The following is an 18,662-nucleotide window of genomic DNA, read 5'->3' on the forward strand; positions in this document are numbered from 1 at the left end:
CGGTCACTCCTCGGCAGGTGGCAGCCTGCGCTCGGCTGCGGCGGCCCCCTCGGCACGAGCGCTCGCGAGAAGCCTGTCGAGCTCCTGCTTCCGGCGACGGCGTCGAGCGACGCCGGCACCGAGGAGCAGGACGAGCCCGGTGAGGAGCAGGAGCTGCGGCACGGGGAGGGCCCAGGCGGTGATCTCGGCGGCGACGGGCTCGGCGACGACGTCGGCGGCGTCACCCGTGGGTTCGACGGCCGACGGCTGCGCGGCGACGCGCACCCGCACGGGCCCGAGCGGCCAGAGCTGCTCCACGTCGGCCTCGACCGCGCGCGAGCTCCCGGGGAGGACCTCGCCGCCCTCGGCGGTCGTGGACCGCTGGCCGTCCCAGGCGTCGGCCGTGACCAGCGGATCGGCGGCCAGCCGGACGTTCCCGTCGTTCACGAGGTCGAACCGGACGCTGGCGGAGCCGGGAGCGAACGGGTTCCAGGACGGCTCGTAGGTGACGTCGAGGTCCGTGGCGTCCAGGCGCGCCTCCACCGCACCGGGCACCCGCACGTCGACCCGCACGCCCACGCGGTTCTCGACGCGGACACGTTCGTCACCCGTGATCACCGATGCGGTCACGCCCGCGGGATGGTCTCCGGGCGTCGCCCGCGCGGGAACGGCGATGTCCAGCGGGACGACGACGGTCTCTCCCGGTCCTGCGGTCACCGACGGGGGTACCTCGATCCACGACCCGGCGTCGACCGGCTCCGATCCGGACGGGCGCACGTCGAAGCTCCCGTTCGCGGTGAGGTAGCCGTCGTTGGCTGCCATGGCGAAGGTGACCTCGGCGGTGCTGTGGTTGGTCACGGAGACCTGGTCGGTCGTCGAGGCGCCCGGTTCGACCGTGTGGCCGATCGACCTGCGTCCGTCCGGGCCGGCGGTGTCGGCAGCCGCCACCGACCACGTGATGCGGTCGGGCTCGGAGGCGTCCTCCGCCGCCCCGGCCGCGGTGGCGGACGGGGCGGCGAGGGACGCGGCGAGCCCCAGGACCGTGGCGAGAACGGATGACCGCATCATCGAGGACTCCTGAGGTGTGCGGGGTGGGGCGTCAGCTCTGCTCGAAGAGCGTGAGCGTCAGCGTCGAGGTGTAGGAGCCGGCAGGGATGTCGGCGGGCGTCCGGAGCGTGAGGCCGGCCTCCACGTCCCACGTGCCGATCTCCTCGGCGGCCGAGAACGTCGAGACGAGCAGCTCCTGCCCCTCCAGGCCCACGGCGGCGGCGCCGGTGCCGTCGTCGACCACCGAGGACACCGGCTCTCCCTCGGCGACCAGTCCGGTCGAGGACGGGGTGAGGAGCCGGGGTTCCCAGCCGAGGTGTTCGGGGCCGAACGTCTGCGTGGCGTCGCTGCCCTCCACGAAGTCGCCCGCCTGTCCGACGACGGCCCAGTACGACCCGTCCGGCACCTCCTCCGGGGAGCGGGTGTCGGTCACCGTGACGGTGGGCGTGGTCCCGACGAACTGGCGTGCGGTGTCGTCGGAGCCCTCCTCGACGAGGGCCACGCCGTCGTTCGCGGCCACGGACATCGACAGCTCGCCCGCAGGGGTGAGGTCCTCGATGTCGACCGAGATGTCGATGCTGTCGTCACCGGCCGGGTCGGCGGCCGCCGCGAGGGTCGGCACACCGGCCGCCGCGAGCAGGGACAGGCCGATGCTCGCGGCGGCCGTGCGCCGCCTGGTGCTCCGTGCGTTCATGTGAGATCTCCGTCGTCGTCGTCGCGATCCGCCTCATCACGTGCCGCACCGGCTCGTCGACGAGGCAAGAGCAGGTTTCTGCTCTGTAGAACTAGGAATCTCTCAGAAAGAATCATCGGTGTCTACCCCTGAGCGACGGCAGAGACAGCCCGGTCCTCGTGGTCGCGCTGTGCCCGGTCTGGCTGCAGCGCGTCTCGGCCGTGATGGACAGCATGTGGCCGCCAGAACTCTATGACGGATTTTGCGTGAACTCTGGTCATGAAAGTCAGAATGTGTCATTCTCGTCCACACCGAGCACTGTCCAGCTGCAATGAAGCACGGGAGGCACCCAGGCATGGCCCCAACGACAGTCCGCACGGCAGCGCGCCACAGACGGCTCGCCGTCCTCACGACCCTCACGGCGTTCGGCGTCGGCGCCCTGGTTCCCGCGGCCGCAGCTGCCCCGACGGCCCTCCCGCTCGCCGCGGACGGTGACGCCTACGTCGACCAGCCGGACCACGACACCGCGCTGTACAGCGTGGTCGCTCCCGACAACGCGGCTGCCCAGGAGTTCGTGCTCGACGTCGACACGACCGTCGAGCGGGTCAGTGTCTGGCTGTCCTCGAGCGCGACGGAGGGCACGATCACCACGGAGATCCGTACCGATGTCGAGGAGCCGACGAGCGCGATCGCCACGTCCGGCATCGACATCGCCGAGGATCTCGGAGGTTCGGGGTCCGGCTGGATCGACCTCGACTACGACGTCTCCGTGGCGGGCGGCACCGGGTACGCGCTGGTGGTGCAGGCGGACGTGCCGTCCGGCAAGGTGGCGTGGCACGGGACCAAGACAGCGAGGCCCGGGTCCCTGCCGAGCTGGAACTACGACGTGCCCTACTGGGGCGGGTGGCAGCAGTACGGCGGCAGCCGTGCCGCGTTCCACATCAACCCGACGGGCCTCGAGGGGTGCGGCGGGGGCTGCTACCAGGTCGTGCCGGACTGGGCGCTGCGACTTCCGGTCGCGGGCCTGTACTCGAACGGGACCGACGTCGCCCCGATCTCCCCGTCCGAGGGCTGGGGTGCGGAGTACGTCCCGGGCAGCAACGTGCTGGAGATGCCGGACGGCCGGTGGCGCTACCTCCCCGAGGGCGCCACGAGCCCGGTCACCGTGGCGGCCGGCGACGCGGACGCCATGGCTCAGATCGAGGAGTCACGCGCCTGGCTCGCGTCCGGGACCATTCCCGGGAGCACCGCGGAGGAGCGGGCCACCGCCGAGCGGGCGCTCCTCTCGATGCGTGCGCTGACACGGCCGAACGGTGCCGTCGCCGCCGCGTGGCACTCGGCCTGGAAATACTCCTGGCCGCGTGACTCCAGCTTCGTCGCGGCGGCGTTCGCAGCCACCGGTCACATCGAGGAGTCGCTCCGGATCAACACCTTCAACGCCTCGACGCAGCGTGCCGATGGCACGTGGGAGGCCCGGACGACGCTCGACGGCGCAGGTCCCCCCGACGACCGCGAGTGGCAGCTCGACGGCAACGGCTTCGTGCCGTGGTCGATCTGGCAGTGGTATCGGGCCGCCGACGAGTCGAGCACGCGCGACGCGCAGCTCGCCAACCTGTACCCCACCGTGCAGAAGGCAGCCGACTACTCGGCGGCCTCGCTCGACCCTGACACGGGTCTTCCGCCCGCCTCGCCCGACTACTGGGAGCTCGGCACGGACACGCCCAACCTCGGCACGGCGGTCCCGCTGCTCGCCGGGCTGAATGCCGCGGCGGACCTGGCTGCGGAGACCGGGAACGCCGACGACCGCGATCGCTGGAGCAGTGCCGCCGACGCGCTGGCCGACGGCATCGCGAGGACGTTCGCCCCGCTCGGGTACCCGCGGACGACGGAGAACCCGGATGCCCGGGAATCCGCCGTCGGGCTCATGGCACCCCCTTTCGTGGAGGCGCCGGCTGGTCTGCCGGACGCGCTCGACGCCTCCTGGGACGCGCTCGTGCTGCCCAGCGGTGGCGTGGTTCCAGGCGGCTCCGGGTGGGGTGTCGCCTGGACACCCAGCACGAGCTTCTTCGCGCTGGCGTGGGCCGGCACCGGCAACACCGCCCGGGCGACGGAGACCCTCGACTGGATCGTCGACTCGCGCACCTGGCTGGGGGAGCTCCCCGAGCAGGTGGCGTCGGACGGCAAGGCGACGTCGGTGAGCCCGCTCGTCTGGACCGGCGCGCTGTCCCTGCTGATCATGTCCTCGCTGGACGACGACCCGTTGCCCACGCCGCCCACCGCGGTCGCGCCGATGTCGGAGCCGACGGTGACGGCGACGGCGGAGCTGCGGTGCCTCGACTCGCACGCCTACCTTGCCGTGGCCGCGAAGAACGAGGAGCCGGACCCCGTCGCGATCGAGATCGGCGGCGATCACGGCACGCGGTCCTTCGCCACGGTTGCACCGGGGACCTTCGCCACCGCGACGTTCGCCACCCGGGAGGACTCCGTCCCCGCCGGTGAGGTGGAGGTCGTGGCGAGCGCGGAGATCGAGGGCGAGACGGTCTCGACCACCACCACGGTCCCCTACACCGCGACCGACTGCGGCTGACCCCGCTTCCCACGGCCACGACACCCGGAGAGCGCTGTGTCCGCACGTGAACCCTCCGTCCGTCGTCGAGATGACGTCGTGACCAAGCCCCTGCACGACACACGAGAGGCACCCGCCATGTCCCGTACGACAGTCCGGACGACCGCACGCCGTCGACGGCTTGCTGTCCTCGCCACACTCACCACGTTCGCCGTCGGAGCGCTGGTGCCGACGGCCTCAGCCGTCCCGTCCGCACCACCACCCGCGTCCGTCGACGACACCCCGCCCGCCCCCAGCACCTTCGACACCACGCCCGCGCGCGCCGCGATCGAGCGACTCGTCGGAGCGCGCGACGACCTGGAGCTGGTGGGGATCGACGCCGGCGGGGAGGGCGACCGCTACCGGGTCACGGCCGACGCCGGGGCGGTGCGCATCGAGGGCACGTCCCCCTCGACCATCGTCGCCGGCTTCCGTGACTACCTCGGCGCCGAGCTCGACATGTCCATCTCGTGGAACGGCGACAACCTCGGGGGGACGGACGGACCCGACCTCCCGTCGGACCTGCCGCTGCCCGACGCGCCGATCGAGGCTTCGGCGAACGTCGAGCACCGCTTCTACGGCAACGACACCGAGGACGGCTACACCGGCGCGTACCGGACGTGGGAGGACTGGGAGCGCGCGATCGACGTGTTCGCCGCCCACGGCATCAACGAGGTGTTCATGCCCGTCGGGACGGACGCGGTCTACTTCGACACGCTGACGCAGTTCGGGTACTCGACCGACGAGATCCTCGCCTGGATCCCGCAGCCGTCGCACCAGCCGTGGTGGCTCCTGCAGAACATGTCCGGGTATCCGTCGCCCGTCACGGAGGCCACCCTCGACGCCCGCGCCGAGCTCGGCCGGAAGATCGCCGACCGCCTGCGCGAGCTCGGGATGACGCCCGTGCTGCCGGGGTACTTCGGCACCGTCCCCGACGAGTTCGCCGAGCGGAACCCCGGTGCGGTCACGGTGCCCCAGGGTGGGTGGGTCGGTTTCGAACGGCCGGACTGGCTCAGCCCCGCCGACGGCGTCTTCGCCGAGGTGGCCGATGCCTTCTACACCGCGTCGGAGGAGATCCTCGGCACCTCGACGATGTACAAGATGGACCTCCTGCACGAGGGTGGGACGGCCGGTGGCGTGGACGTGGGCGAGGCGACGCTCGGCGTCGAGGACGCCCTGCAGGCAGCCAACCCCGGAGCCACCTGGGTGCTGCTCGGCTGGCAGAGCAACCCTCCCCGCGCCATCATCGACGCGGCCGACCCGGCGACGACCTTCATCGTCGACGGGCTCTCGGACCGGCGCGTGCTCGACCGTGAAGCGTCCTGGGCGCCCGTCCCGTACGCGTTCGGTGCGATCTGGAACTTCGGCGGGCACACGACGCTCGGCGCTCAGCTGAGCCTCTGGAACACCCGCTACCACGAGTGGCTCGACCGATCCGGTTCCCACATGACCGGTGTCGCGATCCTGCCGGAGGCCGGGGACAACAACCCCGTCGCGTTCGAGTTCCTCGCGTCGCGGGCCTGGAGCGACGGGCCGGTCGACGTCGAGAAGTGGTTCGCCGACTTCGCGACCCGACGCTACGGGGTGCGCGACGAGTCCGCCGTCGCCGCCTGGGACGTCCTGCGACGCACGGTGTACGACCTGCCGACGGACGACGGGTGGAGCGAGGCCCAGGACGGGCTCTACGGAGCCACGCCCAGCCTGTCGCGGACCACCGCCGCGTCGTTCTCGCCGGGCAGGGCTCGCTACGACATCGACGAGTTCGCGACGGCGCTCCCGCTGCTCCTGGACGCGAGCCCCGAGGCCCGGGCCACGCCGACCTACGCGTACGACCTGATGGACGTCGCACGACAGGTTCTCTCCAACACCTCCCGCACACTGCTCCCGCGCCTCGCCGAGGCGTCGTCCAACCGGGACGCCGAGACGTTCCGTGAGCTGTCCGACCAGTGGCTGGCGAACATGGACCTGCTCGACGACGTGGTCGGGACGCAGGAGCAGAACCTCCTGGGCGCGTGGCTCGAGCGTGCGCGGTCCTACGCCGTCGACGACGAGCAGGCCGCGGCGCTCGAGGTCGACGCCCGGTCGATCCTGACGACGTGGGGTGATCGGTCCGCGGTGAACGCCGGACTCAACGACTACGCGAACCGTGAGTGGCAGGGGCTCGTCGGCACCTACTACAAGGGACGCTGGGAACAGTTCCTCGACGGGCAGCACCAGAGGATCGTCGACGGCACGCCCGCCCCCGCGATCGACTGGTACGCCGTCGGCGAGGAGTTCGTCCAGGGCACGGGGTCGTTCCCGACCGAAGCCAGCGGCGACATCGTCGCGTTGGCCACCGAGGTGGTGGACCGCCACGCGGAGGCCGAGGCGCCCCTGCCCGACCCGCCGTCCGCCGGGACGACCTACGTCTCCGACATGCCGTTCGTCGCGACGCGGGTGAACGGCGCGTACGGTCCGGTCGAGCGGGACACCGAGGTCGGCAACGCTGCCGCGGGCGACGGTCAGCCCCTGACCATCGACGGGACCGTGTACGACAAGGGGATCGGTGTCAACGCGAGGGCCGAGGTCGACCTGTATCTCGCCGGCAGCTGCTCCGCGTTCGACGCGATCGTGGGGATCGACGACACGATGAACCGCTCGGACGCCTACCCGAGCGTGATCTTCCGGGTGGTCGGTGACGGCGAGGTCCTCTTCGACAGCGGCACCGTCCGTGCCGGTGATCCGCGCGAGGTCTCGGTCGACGTCAGTGGTGTCGAGACCCTCACCCTCGAGGCCGATCCGGACGTCGCGTCGACCCAGCCCGGTGCCGGTGCGGAGTGGTGGGACCGGGCCGACTGGGCGGACGCCCGCGTCACCTGCGGGCCGGCGGTGGCCGTCGAGGCCTCTGCCGAGCTCCGCTCAGTGGGTTCGCGCACCGTCCTCGCGATGCGGGTCGACAACACGGAGGACGTGCCCGTGGACGTCGAGATGTCCACGTCGTCCGGGACGGTCTCCGGACGCGTCGAGGCAGGCGAGTCCCTCTACCGGGGCCTGGTGCTCCGGGAGGACCTGGACGGAGGCACCGTCCGGGTCAGCGTCACGACCGTCGGGGAGGACCCCGAACGGACGGCGGAGTTCGAGCTCCCCTACGGCAGCGCGAACTGACCTCCACCGGGGCGGTCGGACTCCCGTCCGGCCGCCCCGCCCCCTCGCGCCCCCGGGCGCTCCCGAGCGAAGGAGCTTGCATGAGGCCCTCAGTCCGACGATCCGACCACCGGTCACGGCCACCACGCCGCAGCCGCCGTCCCGCCGCAGCCGGCGCGATGCTGGCCCTGGCGACGACCGCGGTCCTCGCCGCGCCTCCCGTCTCGACGGGCGCTGCGGAAGCGGCGGTCGCGACCGCAACCCCCGTCGGGACGGCCACGTCCTCCGTGGTCCCAGAAGTACCCGTCGACGCGTCCGGCACGACGATCGGTGCGATCTCCGACGTCGTGCAGGACGCGGAGCAGGTCACGCTCCAGGCCGCCGACGGCGCTGCCCGCGTGACGTTCCTCGACGAGGCGACCGTCCGCGTGGAGTCCGACCCGTCGGGGAGCTTCACCGACCCCGCGAACACACCGGAGGGTGACCCCGCCCGCACGGCGGACATCGTCGTCGGGCGTGACGAGTTCCCGGGTGTGGAACCGACGGTCACGGAGGCCGACGGCGAGATCACGCTGTCGACCGACGCCGTGGCCCTCACCGTCGACGCCGACACGTCGAGAATGACCCTTCACCGCGCCGACGGCTCCGTCGTCTGGGAGGAGTCGGCGCCCGTCACCTTCGGCGCGGACAGTGCGACGCAGCACCTGGCCACGCAGGACGGGGAGCAGTTCCTCGGCGGTGGCATGCAGAACGGGCGCTCGATCCACACGGGCGAGACCGTCAACGTCGCCCGGAACTTCGACTGGAACGACGACGGTTACCCGAACGCGGTGCCCTACTACATGACGAGCGCGGGCTACGGCGTCCTGCGCAACACGTTCGCCCGGGGTTCGTACACGTTCACGGCCGATGCGACCACCACCCACGAGGAGCGGCGGTTCGACGCCTACTACTTCGTGGGTGACTACAAGGAGTCGCTCGACGGCTACACGGCGTTGACCGGACGCCCCCTGATGCCACCGGTGTACGCGCTCGAGTACGGGGACGCCGACTGCTACAACCGCTCCAACCCGGACTACTCGCCGACAGGAGGCGACCCGGAGGGCATCAAGCAGACCACGCCCCAGGCGGCGATCACCGCGGCCCGTTTCAAGGAGAACGACATGCCGGGCGGCTGGATGCTCGTCAACGACGGGTACGGCTGCGAGTACACCGAGCTGCCCGAGACGGTCGCGCAGATCGCCGAGGAGGCCGACCTGGTGACGGGCCTCTGGACCGAGCGGTCCCTGACGAACCAGGAGTACGAGGTCGCCGAGGCGGGAATCCGCCTGCGCAAGCTCGACGTCGCCTGGGTCGGGTCCGGGTACCGGCAGGCGCTGACGGCCTGCGAGAGCGCCCACAGCGGCATCGAGGAGTTCTCCGACGCACGCGGCACGTCACTCATGGTGGAGGGGTGGGCCGGTTCCCAGCGCTGCGGCATGCAGTGGACCGGTGACCACGCGGGCAACCTCGACGCGGTGCGTTGGCAGGTCTCGGCGCTGACCGGCGCCGGCAACTCCGGCCTCCCGTTCACCACCGGCGACGTCGACGGCATCTTCGGCGGGTCGCCGGAGTCGTACGTCCGCGACCTGCAGTGGAAGGCGTTCGCCCCGGCGCTCTACTCCATGAGCGGCTGGGCCGCGGTCGACAAGCGTCCGTGGCTCTACGGCGACGAAGCGACGAAGATCAACCGCGACTACCTGCAGCTGCGCCAGCGGCTCATGCCGTACATCTACACGCTCGCCGCGCAGGCGCACTCCCAGGGCACGCCGCCGATGCGGTCGGTCGCGCTCGAGTACCCCGACGACCCGATGGCGTACGGCGAGGAGGCGAACACCGAGTTTCTGCTCGGGACCGACTTCCTCGTGGCGCCCGTGTACACCGACTCGGACGTGCGCGACGGGATCTACCTGCCCGAGGGGCAGTGGGTCGACTACTGGACCGGACGCCTGTACGACGGTGGTCGGGTGCTCGACGGTTACGACGCGCCGCTCGACACGCTCCCGGTGTTCGTCCGCGCCGGCGCGATCGTCCCGCAGGGGATGGTCGCGCGCAACGCCTCGCTGGTCCCGGAGGACTCGACCATCACGCTCGACGTCTACCCCCAGGGTGAGAGCACGTTCGAGCTGTACGAGGACGACAAGGTGACGCGGGAGTACGCCGATGGACGGTCGGCGCGCCAGAGCTTCACGGTCGAGGCGCCGGACCGCGACGGCGGCGACGTCAGCATCGCCATCGGCTCGCGCGACGGCGGCTACACCGGCATGGCCGAGGAGCGTCCGTACGCCCTCGACGTGCACACGGGGTCCGCGCCGGAGGCTGTCGTGCTCGACGGCACCGATCTCGCGGAGGTCGCCGACGCGGCCGCGCTCTCGGAGGCGGCGACCGGCTGGTTCTTCGACGAGGAGCGCGGCGGCGTCGTGCGGGTGAAGGTCGGGACCCTCGCCGCGGACGCGTCGGCGAACCTCGTGCTGCGTGGTACCAGCGCCGTCGGCGGCCTCGACTCGGACGGTCAGCGGGTGTCGCTCGAGGTGGAGGCGCCGGGCCAGGTGTTCCCCGGTGAGTCCGCAGAGGTGGAGATGACCTTCACCAACACCGGCACGAAGGTCAAGACGGACCTCGAGATCGCGGCAGAGCTCCCCGAGGGCTGGACGACGGACGACGTGCAGGGGAGCACCGCGGCGGCTGTCGCCCCGGGGGACTCGGTCACTGCGACGTTCGTCGTCACACCGGGATCGGGCGCGAAGGCCGGTGCTGCCACGGTCCGGGGCGCTGCTGCCTACCTCGACTCGGCCGGCGGTGAGCGATCGGTGTCCGGTGGACAGCAGGTGGACGTCGTCTTCGCGAACCTGGCGGACGCGTTCAACCGTGTCTCGATCACGTCGCTCGAGACCAAGGACACCGGGAACTTCGACGGTTCGGGGGCCTCGTTCTCGGAGACCGCGCTGGCCGACGCCGGAGCGACCTGGGGCGAGCCGGTCTCGGTCACCCGGGGCGACGACACGTTCGACATGGTGTGGCCGGATGCGGCACCCGGGGTCGCGAACTCGACGTCCCTGGCGGGCCAGACCGTCGCCGTCTCCGGGTCGGGGACGCACCTCGCGTTCCTCGGGTCGGGGGCGTCGGGAGGCGGCGTCACCCCGGAGGTGACCATCACCTACGCCGACGGCACGACCGCTGAGCGCTCGTTCTTCCTGCCGAACTGGCTCCTGCAGGGCGATCGGCGGGACGCGGTGGACGCGGTGGAGAGCAAGGGCCGCAACAACGCCGCCAACCCCGACGGCTACGAGTACCCCTCGTACACCTATCGGGTGTACGCGAACGTCGTAGCGCTGGACCCGTCGAAGGAGCTCCGGTCGATCACCTTCTCGCAGACGGACCGCGCGATCCTGTTCGACATGAGGCCCGTCGACCTGACCCTGCCCGAGGCTCCGTCCGGTGACGTCTGGTTGTCGGACCTGCCGTGGGTGTCGGCCTCCAACGGGTACGGCGTGATCGGCATCGACGTCGCCAACAAGGACAACGCGAGCTCACCCGACAAGCCGCTCGTCATCAACACGACCGACGAGCTGAAGGAGACCTACGACAAGGGTCTGGGGGTCCACGCGCCCTCGAGGATCACCTACTACCTGGGCGGCGAGTGCACACGGTTCACCTCTGACGCGGGCCTCGAGGACGGGTTCTCCGGCTCGGTGATCTTCTCCGTCGACGTCGACGACGTGAGCCGCTACGAGGGCACGACGTTCCAGCCGGGATTCCCCACCGAGGAGATCGACCTCGACCTCACGGGGGCTCAGTACCTCGAGCTCGCCGTCTCCACGCCGGGGACGTCGATCAACGGTGCGCACGGGGTCTGGGGCGGTCCGCGTCTCGAGTGCGACGAGGACGCCCCGGAGCTGGCGTTCTCGACGGATGTCCGTCTGCGGACCATCGGGTCCTCGACCGTTCTGGCCGTCCGGGTCGTCAACGACGAGGGGGTTCCGGTCGACGTCACGATCGAGACACCGTACGGGGACAAGTCGTTCAGCCAGGTCGAGCCGGGACAGAGCGCCTACCAGGCGTTCTCGACGCGATCGGACGCCGTCGATGCCGGAGAGGTGCTCGTCACGGTGACGGGCACGATCGACGGCAAGGAGGTGACCGCGACGCGGGCCGTCCCGTACCCGGTGGGCTGATCCGCCACTGGCGGGCACCGCGGTGCTCGCCGAAAGGGCCCACCTGCGCGAGATCACGCGCCGGTGGGCCCTTTCGGCCTTCCGTGTCCCGGCGCCCGTCGGGCCGCAGCACGGCGCAGTCCCACCGCTTGATCGCTGGCCTCCGTCGGTGCCGAGAGACTCCGGGGGCCCGGAATGCGTGGGACGCTGGCCGGGAGGAGGCGCGAGCTCATGGGACGCGATGCCTATGGAGTGCGGGCGAAGGTCTACGACCGGGTCGTCGAACCGATGAACGCGCCGCTGCGTCGGATCGCCCGGCGGATGTGCCCTCCGGATCCGGGATGGACCGTGCTCGACATCGGGTGCGGCACCGGGGCGGCGCTGGCCGAGTATGCGGACGAGGGATGTGCCGTCGTCGGCGTGGACACCTCACCGGCGATGATCACGGCAGCGCGTGAGCGCCTCGGCTCCGAGGCGGACCTGCGTCTCGTCGAGGGGTCGCGGCTGCCCGTCGCCGACGGCAGCGCGGACCTGGTGCTCGTCTCCTTGGTGCTGCACTCGATCAGCCGCTCGGACGGCGTCGCGCTCCTGCGTGAGGCCCGGCGGACGCTGGCACCCGGCGGCCGCGTGCTCGTCACGGACTTCGGCACCGACGGCCTCCGGTTCCCGCGCGGGTGGGGCACACGCGCGTTCACGGCGGTGGCCGAGCTCCTCGCCGGACCCCGCCACGCGCGGAACGCCCTGACCTACCTCCGGCGGGGTGGGTTGCGGTCCCTCGTCGACGAGGCCGGGCTGACCCTCACCACGCAGCGTCCGTCAGCCGGCGGGAACATCACGCTTGCCGTCCTCACGGTGTGAGGGGTCCACCTCCGTCGGCGCGGCCCTGAGGGGCAGCACCGAGAGCACGATCATGGCGCCGGCGAAGGCGTAGGTCGCGATGCTCAGCGCGCCGAGGCGGAGCCAGACGACCAGCATCGGCTCGGGGTCGACGAGACTGGCCAGGGCGACGGCCGCGTTGTAGGGGAGCTCGGTGGACACCACGAGCCAGACCGTCAGCACGACGAGCGTGAGCGTGGCCGTCCACAGGGGGACCAGCTCGCGGTACGAGTTCGCCCTCGCTCGGGAACGCCAGGCCAGCAGCACGGCGAGACCGGTCACGAGTGCGACGGCCGCGCCCGGCCAGAGCAGCCAGATGTGGGGTGGCGGGGACATGACCGAGACAAAGGTGGTCCCGGTCCAGTCGAGTCGCGCGTTGTTGGAGACGGCGGCCACGTGGAGATCGAGGTAGCCGATGATCACGACGTAGGCCACGACTCCGGGGAGGGTCGCCAGGGCGCTGAGCGCGAGCCGCCAGGTCGGCGATCTCGTGGACGATGTCATCGGAAGAGCCTAGGTGCCATCTCCCGAGGTCACACGGCCAGTGCCTTCCACGTCCCCTCGGAGACCACCTCGACGGCGCCGTCCGCCACCACGATCGCGGTGTCGTCGTCGATCGCGTAGGCGGGGCCGCCGAGGCCGGCCGCCCACGTCTCGGCCGCGGCCAGGGTGTTGGTCGGCAGGTTCGGGTGGTCCAGGTGCGGAAAGATCGAGAAGTCCACGAGTCCCAGCGTGCTGTCGTCGCCCTCGCCGGGCGGCTGCCACCCGACGAACTCCTGCCCGATGCGCGGCGTCGTCACCATGCTGCCGGCGCTCATCCCGAGCCAGACGGTGTCCGTCAGCTCGGGCAGGAGATCCGCGAACCCGGACTCCCGCACCCAGTGGCTCAGGTACACCGCGTCGCCGCCGCTGAACAGCAGGACGTCGGCGTCCCGGACCACCGGCTGCCAGCGTTCGGCGGGGAGGCTGGGCAGCGCCGTGAGCTCCAGCAGCCCCATCGACTGCCACCCGAGCCCGACCATGGGATTGCCCTCCTCCTTCCCGGCGACGAACTCCCACACCCTGACGCCGGGCCCCACCCAGGGGTGCCCGTACATGCCGGTGGGGATGCACAGCGCCGTGCACGCGGCGACGGGCTTGTCGAGCAGGTCGTCCAGGGCCGAGCGGATGGTCGGGTTCGTGACGCCGCCCGAGGTGAGCAGGAGCTTCATGTGCGCCTCCCGTGATGCGGTGGGGCAGAGGGGTCACGCACAAGGACGGTGGACAGGCGCGGAACTCATCGCGCGCCCCGACCGTCGAGACAACGCGCGGACGGGCGGCCCGAAGCGGCCGCGCCCCGTACCGTGGTCACTGTCTCCGACGGGGGGGTGGGACGTGAGCGCCCAGGGCACCGGCTTCACCGAGAAGACCTTCACCTTCTTCGAGGAGCTGGCCGCGCACAACGACCGCGACTGGTTCAGGGCCCACCGAGACGTCTTCGACCAGTACGTCGACGAACCCTTCGTCGCGCTGCTCGAGGAGGTCACCGCGCGGCTCGCCGACACCGACGTCCCCCTGCGCGGCGGGTCGGCCACCACCTTCCGGATGAACCGCGACGTCCGCTTCAGTCCCGACAAGAGCCCGTACTCGACGTCGCGCTCCGGCCTGCTGACGCCCAGCGGCACCAAAACCGAGGACGGCGGCCTGGTCTACGTGCAGCTCAGCGCCGACGGTGGACTGCTCGCGGGCGGGCTCTACAAGCCGCCCACCGCGCGACTGGACCCGCTGCGCCGGTCGATGGTCGAGGACCCCGACCGCTTCACCGCCGTCGTCGACGACCTCGCCGCCGCCGGGCTCGAGCTCGAACGGAGCGACGCCGTCAGGACCATGCCGCGGGGGTACGCCGAGCACGCCGACCATCCCCTGGCCGACCACCTGCGGCTGCGGCAGCTGGTCGTGATGCGGCCGCTGCCGCGCTCGACCTGGCTCGACGACACCGTCACCGATCGCGTCACCGCCTTCTCCCAGGACGTCTCGCCCCTGCTGCGCTTCGTCACCCTCCGCTGATCATCGGCGGACACCCCGCGCGGCAGCGCGTGGACGCGCTCAGACCTCCGTCGCGACGGCGGCGACCACCGACTCGTAATGCTGCACCAGCTCGTGGCAGACCTTCGCCCAGGTACGCCCGAGCGCCCGCTCCCGGGCCGCCGCACCGAACGCCCGTCGCTTGCGGTCGTCGCCCAGCAGGTCGTCGACGTGCGCGCGCAGCGCCCGGTGGTCGCCCGGCGGGTACAGCCAGCCGGTGTGCGAGTGCGCGACGACGTCGATCGGGCCGCCCGCGGCGGGGGCAACGACGGGCACCCCGGAGGCGTGCGCCTCCTGCAGGGTCTGGCCGAACGTCTCCAGCTCGCCGGGGTGGACGAAGACGTCCAGGCTCGCCATCGCGCGGGCCAGCTCCTCGCCGCGCAGCAGACCGGTGAAGCGGGCCTCCGGCAGCAGCTCTTCCAGCAGTGGCCGCTCGGGACCCTCGCCGACGACGACGAGCCGCACGTCGTCCCGGTCGTGCAGCACCCGCAGCGCCTCGACCTGCTTCTCCGCGGCGAGCCGCCCGACGTACCCGACGAGCAGCGGCCGCCCGGCCCCGACCTCTCGCCGCCAGGCATCGTCCCGGGCGCCGGGGCGGAACAGCTCGGTGTCCACACCCCGTCCCCAGCGGTGCACCCGCGGGATGCCGCGGGCTCGCAGGTGGTCGATGGTCGGCGTCGACGGCGCCAGCGTCAGCGCGGCGCGGTCGTGCAGGGTGCGGACGCGCCACCACAGCAGCGGTTCGAGGTGCCGCACCCCGTACCGGGCCGCATAGCTGGGGACCTCGGTCTGGTAGACGGCGACGGCCGGGACGCCGAGCGCCTCGGCGACCTGCATCCCGCGCCAGCCGAGCATGAACGGCGAGGCGAGGTGCACGACGTCGGGCGCGAACGCCGCGAGCGTCCGCTCGATCCGGGCACGCTGGCCGACGACGACCCGCACGTCCGGGTAGCCCGGCAGGCCGACCGACGGCACCTCCACGACGGGGGCGCCGTGCACGAACGGCGGCAGGTCGCCGTCGTCGGTGTCGGGAGCCAGGACCAGCGCGTCGTGCCCGGTGCGCTGCAGGTGCTCGAGGACCCGCAGGACGGAGTTCGTGACTCCGTTGACCTGCGGGAGGAAGGACTCGGCCACGATCGCTACCCTCACGCTCCGCACACTGGCGGGCCCGGGTGACCAACGGGGGAGCGGCCGGCGACGGGTCGGGGTCGACCCGCGGAACGGGTGGGAAACGTTCGGTGCCGGCTACGCGGACCGGGCGTCGTCGTCCGTCGTCGTCACGTGGCGTCCGCCCGGCTCCGCGGTGCCCAGCCGCACGAGCTGCCACACGGCACCGACCATGAGCACCACGAGCGCGGCGTTGCGCAGCGCCTCGATGACCACGATCCAGGCGTCGCCGGCGAGGAACGGACCGTAGCCCACCGGGTAGACGAGGTAGGTGGCGTAGGCGACGAGGACCATGCCCAGGGCGGGCGGCCACCAGGCGCGCAACGCACGGCCCTCGGGCAGCGACGCCAGCGCGACGGCGACGACGGGTCCGATCCAGGCGATGAACTGCGGCGAGCCGACCTTGTTGAAGACGATGAGCGCGACGAGCTGCGCCGCGGCCGACAGCAGCACGATCTCGTAGGTCCGCTCGGGGTGTCGCCGCGCCACCCACCAGGTGAGGGCGGCCACGGCCACGACGGCGAGGATCAGCAGCCAGTCCAGGGTGTCGGCCACGGTCCGGGCGGCGTCCCCGAGCACCTCGAAGGTGTAGATCTCGTCGTTGTACTCGATCCGTACCGACGGGTCCCACCAGCGGGCCACGGAGAACCAGGTGGCGGCCACGGACTCGGCCTGCAGGGTGCGGCTGCCCTGCTGGCCGAACACGCTCAGCGCCCGGACACCGGCCCCGCCGGCGAGCGCGAGCCCCACGACGACGGCGCTGACGACGGCCCCGGGCACGACGACGGTGCGCAGCAGGTCGCGCAGGCTGCGGCGGGTGGCGGCGATCGCGACGACGACGGCGCCGGGGGAGATCTTCACCCAGGCGCCGGCGGTGGCCACGGCGACGGCGATGCGCGGGTGGCGGCGGGCCAGGACGAGGGCGACGAGGATCATCGGGGCGACGACGCCGTCGATCCGGCCGAGGAAGATCGGCCCGAGCGCGAGCAGGAACAGCAGCCACCACCACGCGCCGAGCACACCCCGCGGCGTCATGCGGACCAGGACGACGGTCGCCACGGCGTCGAGCAGGACGATCATCGCCGTCCAGACGATCTCGTACCCGAGCACGTCGACGCTGAGGACCCCGGGCAGCCCCACGGGCACCAGGGCCCCCGCCGGGTACACCCACGTGTAGTCCAGGACGGGCCACTCGCCGCCCGACAGGCCCTGCCGCGCCCACCACTCGTACAGCGTGACGTCGCCGAAGATCGTGTTCTGCCAGGAGATCGCCTCGTGGACGAGGCGTGCGTGCACCACGACGAAGGCGAGGGCCAGCAGCCAGGGGGACGCGAGCAGCCGCCCTCCGCTGCCGGCCGCCGGAGCGGATGTCGCGGTGGGCGGGTTCTCCGGTGAGCGGTCCTGCGCGGCGTCGGGCACCGCCACATCGTGCCAGAACGCCACCCCCGGCGCTCCGACGGCGGCAGGTGGCCGCGTCTCGAGGGTGCTGACTACGATCGCGACGACCCGAAGTTCCCCGGCCTCGAGATCGAGGAGGCCCCGTGAGGCCGCGAGCCGCATCGTCCCGGAGTGCCCTGCGCCGGCTGCGTGCCCTGTCCCTGCTCGGCCCCGCCTTCGTCGCCGCGATCGCCTACGTGGACCCGGGCAACGTGGCCGCCAACCTCACCGCCGGTGCCGAGTTCGGCTACCTGCTCGTGTGGGTGCTGGTCATGGCCAACGCGATGGCGGTGCTCGTGCAGTACCTGTCGGCCAAGCTGGGGGTCGTCACGGGGCGCTCGCTGCCCGAGGTCCTGGCGGACCGCATGACCCGGCGGGGGCGGATCGCCTACTGGCTGCAGGCCGAGGCGGTCGCGATGGCCACGGACCTGGCCGAGGTCATCGGCGGCGCCCTCGCCCTGCGCCTGCTGTTCGACGTGCCCCTGGTGCTCGGCGGGCTCATCACCGGCGTGGTCTCGATGCTGGTGCTCTCGATCCAGCAGCGCCGGGGCCAGCGGGTGTTCGAGACGGTCGTGCTCACGATGCTCGGGGTCATCGTCGTCGGGTTCTGCGCGGGGCTGGTCGTCGCCCCGCCGGACCCGGGTGCCGTCGTCGAGGGGCTCGTCCCGCGGTTCGCCGGGACCGACTCGGTGCTGCTGGCGGCCTCGATGCTGGGTGCGACGGTGATGCCGCACGCGATCTACCTGCACAGCTCGCTGGCCCGCGACCGGGTGCGCCACGACCTCGCGGTGCGCGAGGTGCTCACCGAGCTCCGCGGGGCGGACGGATCACCCACGGAGGTCGACGCCCCGTCGGTGCCGGACCCCGGCCTGGTGGAGCGCCTGCTGCGCGTCACGCGGATCGACGTCGTCGCCGCGCTCGTCATCGCCGGCGGGGTCAACATCGCGATGCTGCTGCTCGCGGCGGCCAACCTGCCGGGTCGTGCCGACACCGACACCATCGAGGGGGCGCACGCGGCCATCGCCGACGCGCTCGGCCCGGCGGTCGCGGTGCTGTTCGGCGTCGGGCTGCTCGCCTCGGGGCTGGCGTCCACGGCGGTGGGCGCCTACGCGGGCTCGGAGATCATGGCCGGGCTGCTGCACCTGCGGGTCCCGCTGGTCGTGCGGCGGGTCGTCACGCTGGTGCCCGCGCTGCTGCTGCTCTCGACGGACGTCTCGCCGACCTATCTGCTGGTGCTGAGCCAGGTGGTGCTGAGCTTCGGCATCCCGTTCGCGATGATCCCGCTGGTGCGCGTCACCGCGGACGCCGGGCTGCTGGGTCGGTTCCGCAACGCTCGCGCCACCCAGGCGGTGGCGTGGCTGGTGGCGGGGATCATCGTGGGGCTCAACGTGGCGCTGCTCTGGCTCACCGTCGCGGGCTGACCGGCGAACGGCCACCGCCTGATACTGCGTATCGCTTGACGTGAGACTCGGTTGCAGAGCATGATAGGAGCAGGCCG

At 72.0% G+C, this 18,662-nt stretch carries 12 protein-coding genes; 6 read left to right on the forward strand and 6 right to left on the reverse strand.

All coding sequences use genetic code 11. From position 1 onward, the window contains the following. Window positions 1-3: 3 nt before the first annotated feature. Both Q6350_RS12115 and Q6350_RS12120 read right to left on the reverse strand, forming a co-directional pair. Window positions 4-1,047 (reverse strand): WxL protein peptidoglycan domain-containing protein, encoded by a 1,044-nt coding sequence (locus tag Q6350_RS12115; protein WP_304604557.1) that lies wholly within the window; start codon window positions 1,045-1,047, stop codon window positions 4-6. Between the two features lie 31 nt (window positions 1,048-1,078). Next, window positions 1,079-1,720 carry a hypothetical protein gene (locus tag Q6350_RS12120; protein ID WP_304604556.1) on the reverse strand — a complete coding sequence of 214 codons (642 nt, stop codon included), beginning with the start codon at window positions 1,718-1,720 and terminating at the stop codon, window positions 1,079-1,081. A gap of 334 nt (window positions 1,721-2,054) precedes the next feature. Here Q6350_RS12120 and Q6350_RS12125 point away from each other — a divergent pair, with 334 nt between their 5' ends. From Q6350_RS12125 to Q6350_RS12140, 4 genes are all read left to right on the forward strand, one after another. Further along, window positions 2,055-4,286 (forward strand): hypothetical protein, encoded by a 2,232-nt coding sequence (locus Q6350_RS12125; protein WP_305066293.1) that lies wholly within the window; start codon window positions 2,055-2,057, stop codon window positions 4,284-4,286. A 117-nt stretch (window positions 4,287-4,403) separates the two neighbouring features. After that, window positions 4,404-7,448, forward strand: a complete 3,045-nt coding sequence (locus tag Q6350_RS12130; RefSeq protein WP_305066294.1) for an alpha-N-acetylglucosaminidase TIM-barrel domain-containing protein — start codon at window positions 4,404-4,406, stop codon at window positions 7,446-7,448. An 80-nt stretch (window positions 7,449-7,528) separates the two neighbouring features. Then, window positions 7,529-11,641, forward strand: coding sequence for an NPCBM/NEW2 domain-containing protein (locus Q6350_RS12135; RefSeq protein WP_304604553.1), 4,113 nt, complete (start codon window positions 7,529-7,531; stop codon window positions 11,639-11,641). 210 nt (window positions 11,642-11,851) lie between these two features. Continuing rightward, window positions 11,852-12,478: a class I SAM-dependent methyltransferase gene (locus Q6350_RS12140; protein ID WP_304604552.1), complete on the forward strand. Its 627-nt coding sequence runs from the start codon at window positions 11,852-11,854 to the stop codon at window positions 12,476-12,478. Here Q6350_RS12140 and Q6350_RS12145 read toward each other — a convergent pair. Next, entirely contained in the window at window positions 12,437-13,000 is a 564-nt protein-coding gene (locus Q6350_RS12145) for a hypothetical protein (RefSeq protein ID WP_304604551.1), read from the reverse strand. The two genes, Q6350_RS12140 and Q6350_RS12145, sit on opposite strands and share 42 nt — an antisense overlap. Window positions 13,001-13,029: 29 nt before the next feature. After that, the gene (locus tag Q6350_RS12150) at window positions 13,030-13,707 is read right to left on the reverse strand and encodes a Type 1 glutamine amidotransferase-like domain-containing protein (RefSeq protein ID WP_305066296.1); all 678 of its coding nucleotides are present in this window, start codon (window positions 13,705-13,707) and stop codon (window positions 13,030-13,032) included. Between the two features lie 163 nt (window positions 13,708-13,870). On the opposite strand from Q6350_RS12150, the gene Q6350_RS12155 reads away from it, so the two are divergent. Next, complete coding sequence (locus Q6350_RS12155) at window positions 13,871-14,542, forward strand: DUF2461 domain-containing protein (RefSeq protein WP_305066298.1); 672 nt, start codon at window positions 13,871-13,873, stop codon at window positions 14,540-14,542. A gap of 39 nt (window positions 14,543-14,581) precedes the next feature. Here the strand turns inward: Q6350_RS12155 and Q6350_RS12160 are convergent, their stop codons facing one another. Both Q6350_RS12160 and Q6350_RS12165 read right to left on the reverse strand, forming a co-directional pair. After that, complete coding sequence (locus Q6350_RS12160; RefSeq protein ID WP_304604548.1) at window positions 14,582-15,709, reverse strand: glycosyltransferase family 1 protein; 1,128 nt, start codon at window positions 15,707-15,709, stop codon at window positions 14,582-14,584. A 96-nt stretch (window positions 15,710-15,805) separates the two neighbouring features. Beyond that, on the reverse strand, window positions 15,806-17,146 hold the full coding sequence (locus Q6350_RS12165) for a glycosyltransferase 87 family protein (RefSeq protein ID WP_305066300.1): 1,341 nt from the start codon (window positions 17,144-17,146) through the stop codon (window positions 15,806-15,808). Between the two features lie 122 nt (window positions 17,147-17,268). Here Q6350_RS12165 and Q6350_RS12170 point away from each other — a divergent pair, with 122 nt between their 5' ends. Further along, entirely contained in the window at window positions 17,269-18,585 is a 1,317-nt protein-coding gene (locus tag Q6350_RS12170) for an Nramp family divalent metal transporter (RefSeq protein ID WP_305066301.1), read from the forward strand. Window positions 18,586-18,662: the final 77 nt, after the last annotated feature.

This window comes from Isoptericola sp. b515 (genome assembly GCF_030588125.1).
Taxonomy (GTDB): domain Bacteria; phylum Actinomycetota; class Actinomycetes; order Actinomycetales; family Cellulomonadaceae; genus Isoptericola; species Isoptericola sediminis.